The following is a 14,205-nucleotide window of genomic DNA, read 5'->3' on the forward strand; positions in this document are numbered from 1 at the left end:
CTACTCGGTGCCAGCGGCTTCGCGCGCGCGGGCGATCTCGTCCATACGCTGCGCCAGTTGCCGCTCGCGGCCCTGGTCTGTCGGGATGTAGTAACGACGGCCCCTGAGTTCGTCGGGCAGGCATTGCATCGCGGCGACCTTGCCCGGCAGGTCGTGCGCATACTGGTATTCCTTGCCGTAGCCAAGGTCCTTCATCAACCGGGTCGGGGCGTTGCGCAGATGCAGCGGGACCGGCTGCGCACCGGTTGCATTCACGTCTGCAGCGACGTCATTGAAGGCGACGTAAACTGCATTCGACTTAGGCGCCAGCGCCAGGTACACCACGGCTTGAGCCAGTGCTAACTCGCCCTCCGGTGAGCCAAGGAAGTGCATCGCCTGCTGTGCGGAGAGTGTCAGGTTCAAGGCCTCCGGTGCCGCAAGGCCAATGTCTTCGACGGCCATGCGAACGACCCGGCGAGCAATGTACATAGGGTCTTCGCCCGCGGCCAGCATGCGTCGGAGCCAGTAGATCGAAGCGTCCGCATCGGAGTTGCGAACGCTCTTGTGCAGCGCGCTGATCAGGTCGTAGTGCTGCTCGCCCTTTTTGTCGTAGAGCAGCGTGCGCTGCTGTAGCGCGTCGGCGACGGCCTCGCGCGTGAGCCTGGAGTCGCCACGGCCGATCAGCAGGTGCGCCGTGGTTTCCAGTGCGTTCAGGGCGTAGCGCGCGTCGCCGTTGCTGAAGCTGGCGATACTCTCCAGGGCGCCCTCCGCCGCCTCAATTTGAGACGTCTCAATCCCACGCTCTTTATCGGTCAAAGCACGCCGCAGCAGAGCCACAATCTCTTCATCACCGATGGACTGGAGCACGTAAACGCGGCACCGGGACAGCAACGCGGCATTCAGTTCAAACGACGGATTCTCCGTCGTCGCACCGATCAGCCGCAGAGCTCCGCGCTCGACGTAGGGCAGGAAGGCATCCTGTTGCGCCTTGTTGAAGCGATGGATCTCATCGACAAACAGGATGGTTCGCGAGCCGTGGGAGGCCGCGCGCTCCGCGTCGACCATCACCTGCTTGATCTCCTTGATGCCGCTGGTGACCGCACTGAACTCGATGAACGTCGCGCTGGTCGTCTTCGCGATGATCTTTGCGAGGGTCGTCTTGCCGGTCCCGGGTGGGCCCCAGAAGATCATAGAGCCGGGCTCCCCGCGCTCGATGGCCAGGCGCAGAGGTTTGCCCGGGCCGATCAGATGCTTCTGTCCTGCGAACTCGTCCAGGTTGCGGGGCCGCATGCGTTCCGGCAGCGGCACATCGCGCTGATCTTGTGGCTGTCTGGTCGTCTGCTGCGATTCGAAGTTGTCGAAGAGGCTCATCGTGTCGATCGATCTTTGAAGCGTCTCTGCTGTGATGCTTCATAGAGGAGCAGGGAACCCGCGACGGCGGCGTTCAGGCTCTCCGTGGGACCGATGGTAGCCAAAGTGACGCGTTCGTCGCAGACCTCCAGCAGCGCACCCGAGACTCCGGCTGCCTCATTGCCGACGATGATCACGGCCGTACCGTCGAAGCTGGTGACGTGAGCCAACTCCCCGTCGCGTGCGACCGCCGCGAATAGCCTGGCATCTACGGCCCGCAGAGAGAGCAGGAGATCGTTGTTCCAGCGAGGCAACGGCATGCGGAAGGCGGCACCAGCGGAGGCCCGCAGGCACTTGCCGTTCCACGGATCGACCGTGCCATCCCCGAGAGCCACAGCCGAGGCACCGAAGGCCTCGGCGGAGCGGATCAGCGTCCCCAGGTTGCCGGGGTCCTGGATGCCATCGGCCAGCAATACGAGATCGCCCGTCCGTGGCACATACGACTGGGCGGGCCGGTCGAGCATAGCGGCGATCCCCTGGGCCTGTTCCGTCGCCGCGGCGCTGTCGAACGCCTCGCGCGAGAGCAGCAGGACTTCGCGTGCCGCGTCCTCAGGCAGTTGATCCAGTACGCCCGCCTGGTCGTCGCGAACATAGAGGGTCGTCAGCAGCAGGCCGCTGGCCACGGCCTCGCGCACCAGGTGAAAGCCCTCGATCCCAACCGTTTCGCCGCGCCTGGTCTGCAGTGCAGATCGCAGGGCACGCACGCGGGTATTCGTCTTGCTTGTAATCCGTTCCGGCATCATGCGGATTCTACGTGGTTCCTTCGATCAACGAAGCATTGCCAATGTGCTACCGTGCTGTTTTGGGCGCTGCTTCGCTGGTATGGGAACCGCTTGACTGTTTGGCCTTGGAGAGTGCATGTCGGCAGAGATGTTGCGGATGAACCCGGATGAGCCTGAAGCAGACCTGGTGCGGTATGTCGCCAGTTCGCTCGAAAGCGGTATGGTCGTCGCGATGCCGACTGACACCTTCTACGGTCTTGCCGTAGACCCGGTGAATCTGCGAGCCGTTGAGCAGATCTACGAATTGAAGACCCGAGCCAAACACAAGCCTTTGTCTCTGCTGATCGCCAACCTGTCGCAGGGGTACGAACTGGCGCGCGATATTGACACTGCATTTGACCGGCTGGCAGAGAAGTTCTGGCCCGGCCCTTTGACGATCATCGTCAAGGCTGGATCGCGTCTGCCACTTCGTGTGACCGCGCATACGGGCAATGTTGCCTTGCGCGTTCCGGAGGCGCCTATCGCGCGTGCCGTTGTGGAAAAGCTCGGACTGCCCATCACGGCCACCTCCGCGAACCTTGCTGGCCATCCGGAGTGCACGCACGCTCGCTGCGTGCGCGAGCAGCTTGGCGACCGGATCCCGTTGATCGTCGACGGTGGACCAACGGCGCGGACCGTTCCAACGACGATCGTGGACCTTAGCGGTGGCGGCAACTCGTGGATGATCCTGCGCGAAGGGGCCATTCCAACCCACGAGATCGCTTTGGCACTTCAGTAGACGGGCAGTCGTTCAACGAAAGAACCGGGCGCAAACCTTATGGCAGCAAGATCGCGAAAACGGCGAAGCAGGGAGGGACATCCGTTCCGAACGCTTTTTGTCGTTCTTGTGCTGGTTGCCGGCGTGTGGTTTGCCAGTCTGTATTTGCGCATCGACCGCGTAGCCAGGGAGGACCAGGCGCAGCCGTCGGACGCTATTGCCGTCTTCGGGGCCGCACAGTATGTTGGGCACCCGTCTCCTGTCTTCCACGCACGGCTGGATAAGGTGGTGTCGCTCTACCGGCGCGACATGGCGCCGGTGATCATCACGCTCGGAGGCTCTGCGGACGGGCGTAGCGGGCAGACGGAGGGTGGCGTCGGGCGAGATTATCTGCTGGCTCAGGGCGTGCCCTACGACAGCATCATTGCAGAGACGGAATCGATCAGTACGGAGCAGCAGGCCGAAATACTCTCCGACATCGCGCGGCAGCGCGGATGGAAGCGGGTGATCGTCGTCAGTGACGGGACGCACCTCTTCCGGATTCGAGCACTCTGCCGGCGGCAGGGGCTGAATGTTCTGACATCACCGCGCGCGCCGTTCGGTAACCTGTCCGGGTGGGGTCATTTCCAGCGGGTAGCCCACGAGATGTTGAGCTACACGTTTCTCCGCATGCATGTTGAGGCGGGATGGGCTAAGCGCTGGATGGAAGGCAAGGAAGAGTTGTAAAGCGCTTCGCGTAGTCTCAAGAAAAAGCGGTCGTACTTTCTTCAAAGGCGGCGTTGCGCCGTCTACCGAGAGGGAAGTCTATGCCAGCATCTTCCAAGGTGCCGGCAATCTCCTTCGTTCCGTTACAATGATGCTTGGTGGGGCCCAGTGCTCCCAGTGCAGGAGCAGCTTTTGTTCTCAGTTCCACGTCAGATGTCTCGCGCGTCAGCCCTCACCCTGGGTTCGGCTGCGGCGGTATTTTTTCTTGCCGGTTGCGGCAACAACTATCGGCCGGTGGTCAGCGCCATCAATCCGGTTGGGCCGTCCAGTCAGCCCACGGTCTATGCGACCGCTCTGTCTGATCCGGGCAATGGAAAGAACGGCCTGATCACGGTGGTGGACGTTTTCGGTGAGACCAACATCGCGAATGCCTCGGTGGCTCCATTGCCGTCCTACCTGGGGGTTGATCCTCTGGGCGAGGCCTACGTCCTGCACTCCAACAGCGTTCTCGTCGACTCGTTCACGAGCGCTTCCGGGCTGATGACGAATGCCGTTCGTCAATCGTCGCTCGCGGCAGGTGCGGCTCCCACGCAGGTCAATCCTGGATCGGGCAGTGGTGCAATCTACATCACTGAGCCCGGGCTGAGCCAGGTCTCCGTACTGACAGGCGGCGCTCCTCCCACAGCACGGCAGGATTTGCCGGTACCAGCGAACCCGGTCTACACCGTGGGCTTGTCGAGCTCGCAGCGTGTCTACACGCTTAGCCAGGGTGCCACTCCAGGAACTTCCGTCGGCACTGCCACGGCGATTGAGAACGGCACGAACAACGTCATTTCAGCCAGCATCCCAGTCGGTATTAGCCCGATCTACGGCATCATGACGGCAGACAGCCGCCGGGCGTTCGTCGTCAACAAGGGCAACGGCACTGGAAATGGAACGGTCACCGTCATCAATGTGCAGGGGAATGTTCTCGACCGCACGGTCAACGTGGGCGTGAATCCGATTTGGGCTGATCTGGCTCCGGCAGTGAACGAGATTGCCGTGCTCAACGCCGGCACCGGCACCACGCCCGGTTCTCTCAGCATCATCAACGTCGCGCTCTGCTCGCAAATCGCCTTGACCGGTAACACGGCGTGCGATGCGACCAACCCCACGGACGCCGCCAACTTTGGCACGGTTCTGGCTACCGTGCCAGTTGGAGTTGGCCCCGTGCAGGTCGCCGTTCTACAGGATCTGAGCAAGGCCTATGTGGCCAACGCTACGGACGGAACGGTTACGGTGGTAGATATGAACAGTATGGTGGCTACCAAGACCATCACCTTGCCAAAGCAGGCTGATGCTCAGGGAAACCTCACCATCCCTTCGAACCTGAACTGGATTGGCGCGGTGGCGGGAGATCCGACGGGCAAGGTGCTGGTGACAGCGAAGAACTCCCAGAGCCTGTACATCATCCGGACGGACACGGATGTGCTCTCAACGTCCATTCCGCTGCAGGGGTATGGAGTCTCGGTGCGTATCGCTCAGTAGGCTATTCAATCGATGAAGGAACACAAGAAGGGGAGCCGTCACGGCTCCCCCTTTTGCGTCTGGACGTTGCTTTGTGGGGCGCGCTAGGAACCGATCATCAGGATCGGTAGCGTCGGTGTCTGCGAACCACCATCATCTTCCATAGTCACGCCGAAGGTGCTGGCGAGCACGCCCTTGGGCAGTTGCGGCAGGATCACACTGGCGTAGCCACGTTCGTCCGGCTTGAAGGTGCCGGCAGGGATGGGCTGACGACCCTCTCCTACGGGGATCAGCCAGAGCTCATAGGTCTTCTCGGGCGGTAGCTGTTCCATGTTGCTGCCCTGGAAGACGAGAGATCCGCTCTCAGCCAGGTAGGTGACCCGCGCGGATGGGATCGGCTGCGAGTTCTGCTTGGTCAATTGGAAGCGTTGCGCCGCGCCGGAACGCAGTGTTTCCAATACCTGTTGCGCCTTTGCAGAGTTCGTTGTGGCACGCACGACGCTGGCGTTTGCGAAGGCGACCTTGTCCTGCAAATCCTGGGACCGGTGATACAGGTCAAAAGTGCTGACAGCCAGACCAGCGGCCACGGCCCACCCTGCCCATGGCATCATCACGGCAAAGATGTTGCGTCGCGGCGCCTCTTCGTCTTCAGCGTAAGAGCGCATCGGCAGAGGTGCGTCGTGGGAGGGTTTGCTGCTGTCGGCCTGAAGCGGTTTCCGATCGAGGACGCTCGTCGACGATTCCGAGACGTGTGGCGCGTCTGCCGCGGCTGGCGCCTGGCTGGCGCGGTTGATCAGCGTGGGAGCAGGCGCAGCCTTCTTCTCTCGCGCCACTTCCTTCAACAGGCGCTGGCGAGCCAGCGCTGGGGGTGCGACCGACTCAGCGGACAGGGCGAGCAGCGCAAGATCGCCGCGCACGTTGGCAAGTTCTGCGCGCGCTTCAGGCGACTGCAGCAGGAAGTTCTCAAGGCGTGTCTGCTCCTCCGGCTCCAGGAGCTGCATCGCGTAGAGATAAAGATCTTCGGCTGTAACCGGCTGGTTGCTCACGCGTGCATCGCCTTTCTGAGAACCAGCAGAGCGGTGCGAATCCGCGTCTTCACCGTGCCCAGAGGGTCACCGGTAAGCTCTGCAATCTCCGAATGTGTCAGGCCATCAAAGAAGGCCATCTCGATTACCTTGCGCTGTTCCACGGGCAGCCCGATGATGACACCACGTGCGCGTTCCATCATCACGGTGCGCTCAGAGTCATCAGCGAGGTTAAAAGGCGAAGCAAGCACAACGTCCTCTACGGAATCAGACGGCTTGCGACGGCGTAGAGCATCGATGGAGCGATTGCGGGCAACGACCGAAAGCCATCCACCGAGCGATCCTCGGGTGGAGACAAAGCTTTCGGGTTTGCGCCAGATCTGCATAAATATGTCTTGCAACACGTCCTCGGCTGCAGCCGGATCACGCAAGACACGGAGCGCGACCGAGTACACAACCCTGCTGTAGCGGTCGAAGATGGTCGCCATTGCGCCCTCGTCACCCCGCTGGATGGCACGGAGCAGAAGACCGTCATCACTCGATGGGGCCATCTCGCTCTCTCTAACGAAAGAACGCGCAAACGGCTCCTGTGGATTGGGCCGCGGCGTGATGTCACCGAATGGGGAGTCGGAAGGAGGCATATTTGTTGACAGTGTGAATCGTTGTGTTCGCAGTGCACGGCCTGATCTTTCAAACAGGACTTGTGCCTCGCAAACCTCCCGATGAGTGTAACGCGCATTCCGAAATGTTGGGCATTTGAGAGGATGGAAAGAGGCGGGGTACATGGCTAAGCAACGGTTGGACAAAGTAATGGTGGAGCGTGGCATGGTGCCCTCGCGGGAGCGCGCGACAGGGCTGATTCTCGCGGGCCGTGTTCTTGTCGCCGAACAGAAGCTGACCAAGGCCGGTGCCGCTGTGGATGGAGATGTTGCCATTCGCATCCTCGGGGAAGGCATGCCCTTCGTCAGTCGCGGTGGCCTGAAGCTGCGCGGCGCACTGGATCGTTGGGATATCGATCTGCGAGGTCGGCTCTGCGTGGATATTGGTGCATCCACCGGCGGATTTACAGACTGTATGCTGCAGGCCGGCGCAGCCGCGGTGCTGGCGGTCGATACCGGTTACGGGCAGATGCATATGTCCATGCGCAATGATGCGCGCGTCGGCCTGATGGAGCGCACAAATGCGCGTCTGCTGGAGCCGGGCGTGCTCCTCACGCAGTCTTCCGCACTGGCCCAGTCGGCCACTCCTGCATTGGCCCCTGATGTGGCACCGAGCTTTTTTGCAATGGATGTCTCCTTTATATCTGCAACGCTGGTGGTGCCGGCTGTGGTGCGTTCCCTTGCTCCTGCAGAACAGCAGTGGCGGGGCGAGGCCGTGACGCTGGTGAAACCGCAGTTTGAAGCTGGCCGCGAGTGGGTGGGCAAGGGAGGCATTGTGCGCGATCCGGCTGCGTACGAGATTGCGATTGATCGCGTCCGAGGCGCGGTTGCTGAGGCGGGTGGAGTAACGGTCGATGTCACGGACTCGCCGATCACCGGCGCGGAAGGCAATCGTGAGTTTCTGCTCTATGCCCGATTCGGCGGCTGAGAGAAGTACACTTGTGCCTATGCCGCACGTTGCAATCATCTCCAAGCCGCAGAAGCCGGAGTTAGTCGATCTGCTTCCAGAGCTTGTGAATTGGCTTGAAAGCCATAACTACACCCCGGCCCTGGACGAAACCAGCGCGGAGTACATGGGCCAAAAGGGACTTGCCCGGGATGATATGCCCAAGCTGTGCCCGGAACTGGTGATCGTTCTCGGAGGCGACGGCACACTGCTCTCTGCTGCGCGTTCTTTTGCGCGCACGGATACGCCGATTCTCAGCGCTAATCTTGGTTCGTTAGGTTTCCTTACGGAAGTTCCTCTGTCCGAGCTGTATCAGACGCTCGACGCCTGGCGCGAAGGTTCGTGCAAGGTGGATCAGCGTGGCATGATGCACGCTGAACTGGTTCGCGATGGCGCAGTTTACAAGGAATGGGACGCGCTGAACGACGTCGTCATCGCAAAGGGCGCAATCGCGCGCATGGGTGACTACATCATCGAGCTTGGTGGCCAACTGGTCGCGCGCTTTCGCGCCGATGGCATCATCGTCTCGACCCCGACAGGCTCCACGGCCTACAACCTCGCGGCCAATGGCCCCATCGTGATGGGAAGCGTGAACGCCATGATCGTCACACCCATCTGTCCGCACCTGCTGACGCTGCGGCCGATCGTTGTGCCGGGCGACACGGAAGTGCGCGTTTGTGTGGAAGGCATCGCCGATCAAACGTACCTGACGGTCGATGGCCAGGAGGCAGTCGAATTGAAGTTGCACGATCAGCTTCGGTGCCGGCAATCGAAGTACCGCGTGCGACTCGTGCGGCTCGGCGAGCACGGTCTGTTCAGCGTACTTCGTTCCAAGCTGAAGTGGGGCGAGCGCTAGAACGAATGCTGCGATGCAAGAGAAAAGGCCCTGCGAGGGCCTTTTTCACTTGTGATCAAGGATACGAACGCTACGGCTTCGTCGATTGTCGTTCTCATGCCGCATGCTATGTAGTCCTGCGTGGTCACCACGTGGGCATATGAGTCTGGTCGTCCACAGCCCACGGTAAAGTCGCGAGAAGTTGTCCCACAGATCAGGAGAGATAATTGCCGCCTGTTGCGGCGGCTCAAAGCCTTCAGTCAGGCAAGCAATTTAGCTGGCGTATCCAGCACTGCTGCCTGGAAGGAAGTGGTCAATGCTGCTGTAGATGGAGCCATATTGAGCGGTTTCCATCTTGACGACAGTTACAACCGGGTGTGTCCAATGCTTCTGCAGTTTTGTGATTTCACTCTTCATGTGGGCAAGCTCCTTTCGTGCCCGAAGCATACCCAGAAAAGCCGTAGTCACTCGCCTACATCGTGTCGGCGGCTGCCCGAACAAATACTTTCTCGATGCGCGCAACTGACTTCATTTTCAAGGGAACCCGCAATAGTTTTCGAAGGCTTAATCGGTTTGAGCGGCGAATATTTGTAGTTTTGCTTTGTAAGTCGTATTTCTTCACGAAACGGACCGCACGATGCTTAGGCCCCTTCGAAGGAACGTGAGCATTCTCCATCAATCTGGCGGTCACGACAGAATGTCGTCTTTGAGCATCAAGGGAAGCCGCCGCATCATTCTGCAGACGCCGCTGTCACTGACTACTCAGCGTCTTGGAACGCAACGTGCATGCGCTCTGCACCTCGCAGCCCACGGGAGCTGCCGAATGAAACGAGAGGGCCTGGCGAACGCATTGAAATGGTCAACCCTGCCGTTGCAGTCGCGCGGGACGGGGATCATGCGTGGCTACTAGAGGCACCATCATGACGCGAGTGCAGTCTGTCGTCGTAGAACGCGCAAGCGAAAGGGCCACTCGGTTGAGTGGCCCTTCGTAGATCTTTTATGGTGCACCCGGAAGGATTCGAACCTCCGGCCTATTGGTTCGTAGCCAATTGCTCTATCCAGCTGAGCTACGGGTGCACACTGTCGCTTCAACACCGTCAAAGCGCGCTTACTCAAGATACCAAGAGAGAGGCTATGACGCAACTCTCACACAGTGGAAATACTATGCGGGAAGTGCAGCCGGATCGTCCTGCTCCAGCGGTTCTTCGAGGGAGGGTGGATCGACGATCTCGATACCTGCGCGGCGCAGCAGCTGCCGCACCACAGGCTCATTCAGGCGTGTTGCGTCGTACTCGATGCCGATAGTGCCGGCGCGCTCGTCGAGCGTGACGCGGCGAATGCCATAGACCTCGCGAATGCTCGCGAGGGCCAGCACAGAGCGTTCGCTTGGCGCCGCGGCGAAATGGAACAGAACGTCAACGGTGGTCATGGGTGCAGGATACCAGTTCAGGAAGTAGGAAACAGTGTCAGGCGCTCATCTTGAGCAGCGTCTCGTAGTCGGCAATCTGCTTGAGCGTCAGTGCCTGCATGTCGTCGCCTGCAGCTTGCGCGCGATACCAGCGGACAAGCCACTCCAGCGTTGTGTCCATGCGGAGCGACGGTCGCCAGCCGAGGTCAGCGCGCGCCTTCGATGCGTCGAGCTTCAGGTAGCCCGCCTCATGAACGCCTGGATCAGGATCCAGTGTCCACTTGGCTCCATCTCCCCAGACATCGACCATCTTCTCCACGATGCGCGACACCGGCCACGCATCGTCGTCCTGCGGTCCGAAGTTCCACCCGGCAGCTGCAGATGAGTTGCCCTTATACAGTTCCTCGGCGAGCCGCATGTAGCCCCAAAGTGGCTCCAACACGTGCTGCCAGGGGCGGATGCTCTTCGGCCGGCGAATGCGAACGGATTCGCCGCGAAGGAAGCCGCGGACCAGGTCGGGCAGCAGGCGATCGTCGGACCAGTCGCCGCCGCCAATGACATTGCCCGCGCGGCCTGTTGCGATGCCGCACCGGTGCTGGTCAAACGTGGCCACGTTGAAGAACGACTGCCGGTAGGCCGCCGTCACAATCTCGGCGCACGCCTTCGAGGACGAATAGGGGTCGTAGCCGCCCAGGGGATCGCTCTCGCGATAGCCCCATGCCCACTCTTTGTTCTCGTAGCACTTGTCGGTCGTTACGGAGACCACAGCTCGTACGCTGGGCGTCTTGCGCACGGCTTCGAGCACGTTAGCTGTGCCGATGACGTTCGTCCGGTAGGTCAGCAGGGGATCGACGTATGAAAGCCGAACGAGTGGCTGCGCGGCCATGTGGATCACGATCTCCGGAGCGAACTCGGTCATGCTGGCCGTGATCTTCTCCAGATCGTTGATGTCCCCGCGCGTGTCTTCAATGACGTCGCCTATCCGCGCAACGTCAATCAGGTTCGGCGTCGTGTAGGGATCCAACGCATAACCGCGCACATTTGCGCCCAGCTTCGCCAGCCACAATGCGAGCCATCCGCCTTTGAAGCCGGTATGGCCCGTCAGGAAGACACGCCTACCCTGCCAAACAGCTTTGTCCGGACCAGTTACCAGAGCTTCCACGGTGCCTTGCCTTTCGACCAGAGATCTTCGAGTTGATGCTTATCGCGAAGGGCATCCATCGCCTGCCAGAAGCCGTGGTGGAAGAACGCCTGGACCTGGCCCTTTTCGACCAGGGCTTCCATGGGTTCGCGCTCGAACATCCATTCATCATTCTTTACTTCATCGAGCACTCGTGGCGACAAAACAAAGAATCCGCCATTGATCCAGCCACCCTCGTCCTTGGGTTTTTCCTGGAAGGCGTAGACGTGATTGTCCTTCAGGCCGAGCGCGCCAAAGCGGGCACTTGGCTGGATGGACGTCAACGTCGCTTCCTTGCCATGGGACTTATGGAACTCGATGAGTTCGGTGATGTTCACATCGCTGACGCCATCGCCATAGGTCATGCAGAAGGCTTCGTCGTCACCCAGATACTGCCGAATGCGGCGCAGCCGGCCGCCCGTTCCCGTGCTCTCGCCGGTGTCGACCAGCGTCACCTTCCATGGCTCCGCAACGGACTGATGGACCGTCATGGCATTGTTCTTCATGTCGAAGGTGACGTCGGACATATGCAGGAAGTAATTGGCGAAGTATTCCTTGATGACATAGCCCTTGTAGCCACAGCACACGATGAACTCGTTGATGCCATAGTGCGAGTAGATCTTCATGATGTGCCACAGAATCGGACGACCGCCGATCTCCACCATGGGCTTGGGACGCAGACCGGTTTCTTCGCTCAAACGCGTACCCAGCCCGCCGGCAAGTATCACTGCTTTCATGCTTCCTCATCCCGGGGCATCTTTTGAGGCCCCGCCCGAATTTGCCAGATATTAAGAGTACGATAGACAGCCCGGATGCGTCCGACAGCCGTCTACTGTAAGCTACAGGATATTCATGACCGACAAGGCCCAAGCTCTTCGTCAGCAGATTCTTGACTTGGTAGAGGCGTACCATGCAGAAGCTTTCCCCCCGAAAGACTTCGTCCCTAACGCCAGCAATGTTCCTGTCTCTGGAAAGGTAATCGACGCGGCTGATATCAGCGCCGTGGTTGATTCCGCGCTCGACTCGTGGTTCACGACCGGCCGCTGGGCGAAGGACTTCGAACGCAAGCTGGCGCGCTTTGTTGGCGTACGGTCCGCGTCCCTGGTGAACAGCGGATCCTCCGCAAATCTGGTGGCTTTCTCCGCGCTCACTTCGCCGAAACTTGGCGACAGACAGATCAGGCCGGGCGACGAAGTCATCACGGTTGCCGCCGGTTTCCCGACGACGGTCAACCCGATCATTCAGAACGGCTGCATCCCTGTCTTCATTGACATTGCACTGCCCAGCTATGAGGTGGACGTTACCCTGCTGGAAGCGGCTCGGTCCGAAAAGACGCGTGCCGTAATGATTGCGCATACATTGGGCAATTGCTTCGACCTGGAAGCCGTATCGGCGTTCTGTAAGAAGTACAACCTGTGGCTTGTGGAAGATTGCTGCGATGCACTTGGCGCTTCGTTCAACGGGAAGATGGCGGGTACCTGGGGAGACATCTCCACGGTCAGCTTCTATCCCGCGCACCACATCACCATGGGAGAGGGCGGCGCTGTCATGACGGACAAGCCTGCCCTGCAGGTACTCATCGACAGCTACCGTGACTGGGGGCGTGACTGCTGGTGTGAACCGGGTGTCGACAACACCTGCGGCAAGCGCTTCGACTGGCAACTGGGCACGCTGCCGTGCGGCTACGACCACAAGTACACGTACTCCCACATCGGGTACAACCTGAAGGCAACCGACATGCAGGCCGCCCTGGGTGTATCGCAGATTGCAAAGCTGCCGGAGTTTATTGCCAAGCGTCGCAAGAACTTTGATTATCTAAAGGCAGCGCTGCAGCCTGCCTCGGAATGGCTGCTGCTGCCAGAGGCGACTCCTGGCTGCGACCCAAGCTGGTTCGGCTTCGTTATCGGCGTTCGCAAGGATGCTCCCTTCACGCGCGACCAGCTGACAGCGGCGCTCGAAGCGGCGAAGATCGGCACGCGCCTGGTATTCGCGGGCAATCTGACGCGGCAGCCGGCCTATGAGCATGCAGAATTCCGCGTGGTGGGCGAGCTGCCGAACACAGACTTTGTCATGAGCAATGTCTTCTGGGTGGGTGTCTTCCCAGGGCTCACCGAGCCCATGCTGGACCACATCGCAGGGACGATCCTGACATTCTGCAAGCAGAGCAAAATGCTGCCGATTGCATCTACCAACTGATCCTGAACCCAGTTTTGCGGCACATAGCGCCTGCATAAACAAACTGCACCACAGAAGGGCGGATAGCTGAATGAATGTGCGCGAACGCAAGATGCTCGACTTGTTGAAGAAAGGCAAAGACGAATACGGATACCTCGCCGTCAAGGCGGAGTACGAAGCTGAAGGTACTCGCGTTGACGAGCTGCTGCGCCTGGTGGAGATCTGCCGCAAGGCTGGTCTGGAGCTGGCCGTGAAGATCGGTGGCTGTGAGGCGATGCGCGACCTCATGGAGACGAAGCAGATCGGTGTGGATTACATCATCGCCCCGATGATCGAGAGCCGTTATGCACTGTCGAAGTTTGCTGAGGCAGTCGATAAGGTTTACCCGAAGGACGAGCAGGACGATACTGATTTCCTCTTTAATCTTGAGACCATCAACGCCTTCAACGTTCTGGATGAGATGGCTGACTTCGCCGCTGCCGCGCCTGAGATCGCTGGCATCGTCTTCGGACGCGTTGACTTCTCGCTGTCCGCTTCTCTCGGACGCGAGGCCATTAACGGCCGAGAAGTGACCGACTACGTTTTGAAGACTGCGGCCGCAGCCAAGTCGCGTGGTCTCGATCTCGTCGTCGGTGGCGGTGTGTCCAGTGATTCCATCCCTGTTCTGAAGGAAATGGCCGCGGTTCACCTGACCCGCTTTGAAACCCGTAAAGTCATCTTCGACGGCCACGCAGCTAACGCTCCGCACATCGATCAGGGCCTGCTGAACGCGGTTCACTTTGAGCTGCTGTGGCTGCTGAACAAGCGTGAATACTACGGCTCGATTGAGAAGGAAGACTCCAAGCGCATCGACATGCTGGAGAAGCGCTGGGCAGTGCTCAACTCGTAGGTGGTTTCG

Annotated in this window: 15 protein-coding genes and 1 tRNA gene; 7 read left to right on the forward strand and 9 right to left on the reverse strand. The window is 60.1% G+C overall.

Features of this window, described 5'->3' with window-relative positions:
* Entirely contained in the window at window positions 1-1,350 is a 1,350-nt protein-coding gene (locus BLW03_RS18825; protein ID WP_074655517.1) for a replication-associated recombination protein A, read from the reverse strand.
* A complete protein-coding gene (locus BLW03_RS18830; protein WP_083350651.1) occupies window positions 1,347-2,132 on the reverse strand; it encodes a TrmH family RNA methyltransferase in 786 nt (261 codons plus the stop codon). Before BLW03_RS18830 ends, BLW03_RS18825 begins: the two co-directional genes overlap by 4 nt.
* 115 nt (window positions 2,133-2,247) lie before the next feature.
* Here BLW03_RS18830 and BLW03_RS18835 point away from each other — a divergent pair, with 115 nt between their 5' ends.
* From BLW03_RS18835 to BLW03_RS18845, 3 genes are all read left to right on the forward strand, one after another.
* Window positions 2,248-2,889 carry an L-threonylcarbamoyladenylate synthase gene (locus tag BLW03_RS18835; protein WP_074655518.1) on the forward strand — a complete coding sequence of 214 codons (642 nt, stop codon included), beginning with the start codon at window positions 2,248-2,250 and terminating at the stop codon, window positions 2,887-2,889.
* 123 nt (window positions 2,890-3,012) lie between these two features.
* Complete coding sequence (locus tag BLW03_RS18840) at window positions 3,013-3,594, forward strand: YdcF family protein (RefSeq protein WP_244502164.1); 582 nt, start codon at window positions 3,013-3,015, stop codon at window positions 3,592-3,594.
* A gap of 171 nt (window positions 3,595-3,765) precedes the next feature.
* Window positions 3,766-5,100, forward strand: a complete 1,335-nt coding sequence (locus tag BLW03_RS18845; protein WP_139285257.1) for a YncE family protein — start codon at window positions 3,766-3,768, stop codon at window positions 5,098-5,100.
* Window positions 5,101-5,183: 83 nt separating this feature from the next.
* Here the strand turns inward: BLW03_RS18845 and BLW03_RS18850 are convergent, their stop codons facing one another.
* On the reverse strand, window positions 5,184-6,125 hold the full coding sequence (locus tag BLW03_RS18850) for an anti-sigma factor (protein ID WP_074655521.1): 942 nt from the start codon (window positions 6,123-6,125) through the stop codon (window positions 5,184-5,186).
* Window positions 6,122-6,745 carry a sigma-70 family RNA polymerase sigma factor gene (locus tag BLW03_RS18855; protein ID WP_083350652.1) on the reverse strand — a complete coding sequence of 208 codons (624 nt, stop codon included), beginning with the start codon at window positions 6,743-6,745 and terminating at the stop codon, window positions 6,122-6,124. The genes BLW03_RS18850 and BLW03_RS18855 overlap by 4 nt, the downstream gene beginning before the upstream one ends.
* 142 nt (window positions 6,746-6,887) lie before the next feature.
* On the opposite strand from BLW03_RS18855, the gene BLW03_RS18860 reads away from it, so the two are divergent.
* Window positions 6,888-7,691, forward strand: coding sequence for a TlyA family RNA methyltransferase (locus tag BLW03_RS18860; RefSeq protein ID WP_074655523.1), 804 nt, complete (start codon window positions 6,888-6,890; stop codon window positions 7,689-7,691).
* A gap of 19 nt (window positions 7,692-7,710) precedes the next feature.
* Window positions 7,711-8,565 carry an NAD(+)/NADH kinase gene (locus tag BLW03_RS18865; protein ID WP_074655524.1) on the forward strand — a complete coding sequence of 285 codons (855 nt, stop codon included), beginning with the start codon at window positions 7,711-7,713 and terminating at the stop codon, window positions 8,563-8,565.
* Window positions 8,566-8,817: 252 nt separating this feature from the next.
* On the opposite strand, the gene BLW03_RS20735 is transcribed toward BLW03_RS18865, so the two are convergent.
* The 5 genes from BLW03_RS20735 to rfbF form a co-directional block, all read right to left on the reverse strand.
* Window positions 8,818-8,961, reverse strand: a complete 144-nt coding sequence (locus tag BLW03_RS20735) for a hypothetical protein (protein ID WP_170835083.1) — start codon at window positions 8,959-8,961, stop codon at window positions 8,818-8,820.
* Between the two features lie 583 nt (window positions 8,962-9,544).
* Window positions 9,545-9,621 (reverse strand) — tRNA-Arg (locus BLW03_RS18870).
* Between the two features lie 85 nt (window positions 9,622-9,706).
* Window positions 9,707-9,973 carry a type 1 periplasmic-binding domain-containing protein gene (locus tag BLW03_RS18875; protein WP_074655525.1) on the reverse strand — a complete coding sequence of 89 codons (267 nt, stop codon included), beginning with the start codon at window positions 9,971-9,973 and terminating at the stop codon, window positions 9,707-9,709.
* 37 nt (window positions 9,974-10,010) lie between these two features.
* Window positions 10,011-11,114 (reverse strand): CDP-glucose 4,6-dehydratase, encoded by a 1,104-nt coding sequence (rfbG, locus tag BLW03_RS18880; protein ID WP_074655526.1) that lies wholly within the window; start codon window positions 11,112-11,114, stop codon window positions 10,011-10,013.
* Window positions 11,099-11,869, reverse strand: a complete 771-nt coding sequence (rfbF, locus tag BLW03_RS18885) for a glucose-1-phosphate cytidylyltransferase (RefSeq protein ID WP_074655527.1) — start codon at window positions 11,867-11,869, stop codon at window positions 11,099-11,101. The genes rfbG and rfbF overlap by 16 nt, the downstream gene beginning before the upstream one ends.
* Before the next feature lie 115 nt (window positions 11,870-11,984).
* On the opposite strand from rfbF, the gene rfbH reads away from it, so the two are divergent.
* Complete coding sequence (gene rfbH, locus BLW03_RS18890; protein WP_074655528.1) at window positions 11,985-13,328, forward strand: lipopolysaccharide biosynthesis protein RfbH; 1,344 nt, start codon at window positions 11,985-11,987, stop codon at window positions 13,326-13,328.
* 70 nt (window positions 13,329-13,398) lie between these two features.
* A complete protein-coding gene (locus BLW03_RS18895) occupies window positions 13,399-14,196 on the forward strand; it encodes an aldolase/citrate lyase family protein (protein ID WP_074655529.1) in 798 nt (265 codons plus the stop codon).
* Window positions 14,197-14,205 lie beyond the last annotated feature (9 nt).

This window comes from Terriglobus roseus (genome assembly GCF_900105625.1).
Classification (GTDB): Bacteria; Acidobacteriota; Terriglobia; order Terriglobales; family Acidobacteriaceae; genus Terriglobus; species Terriglobus roseus_B.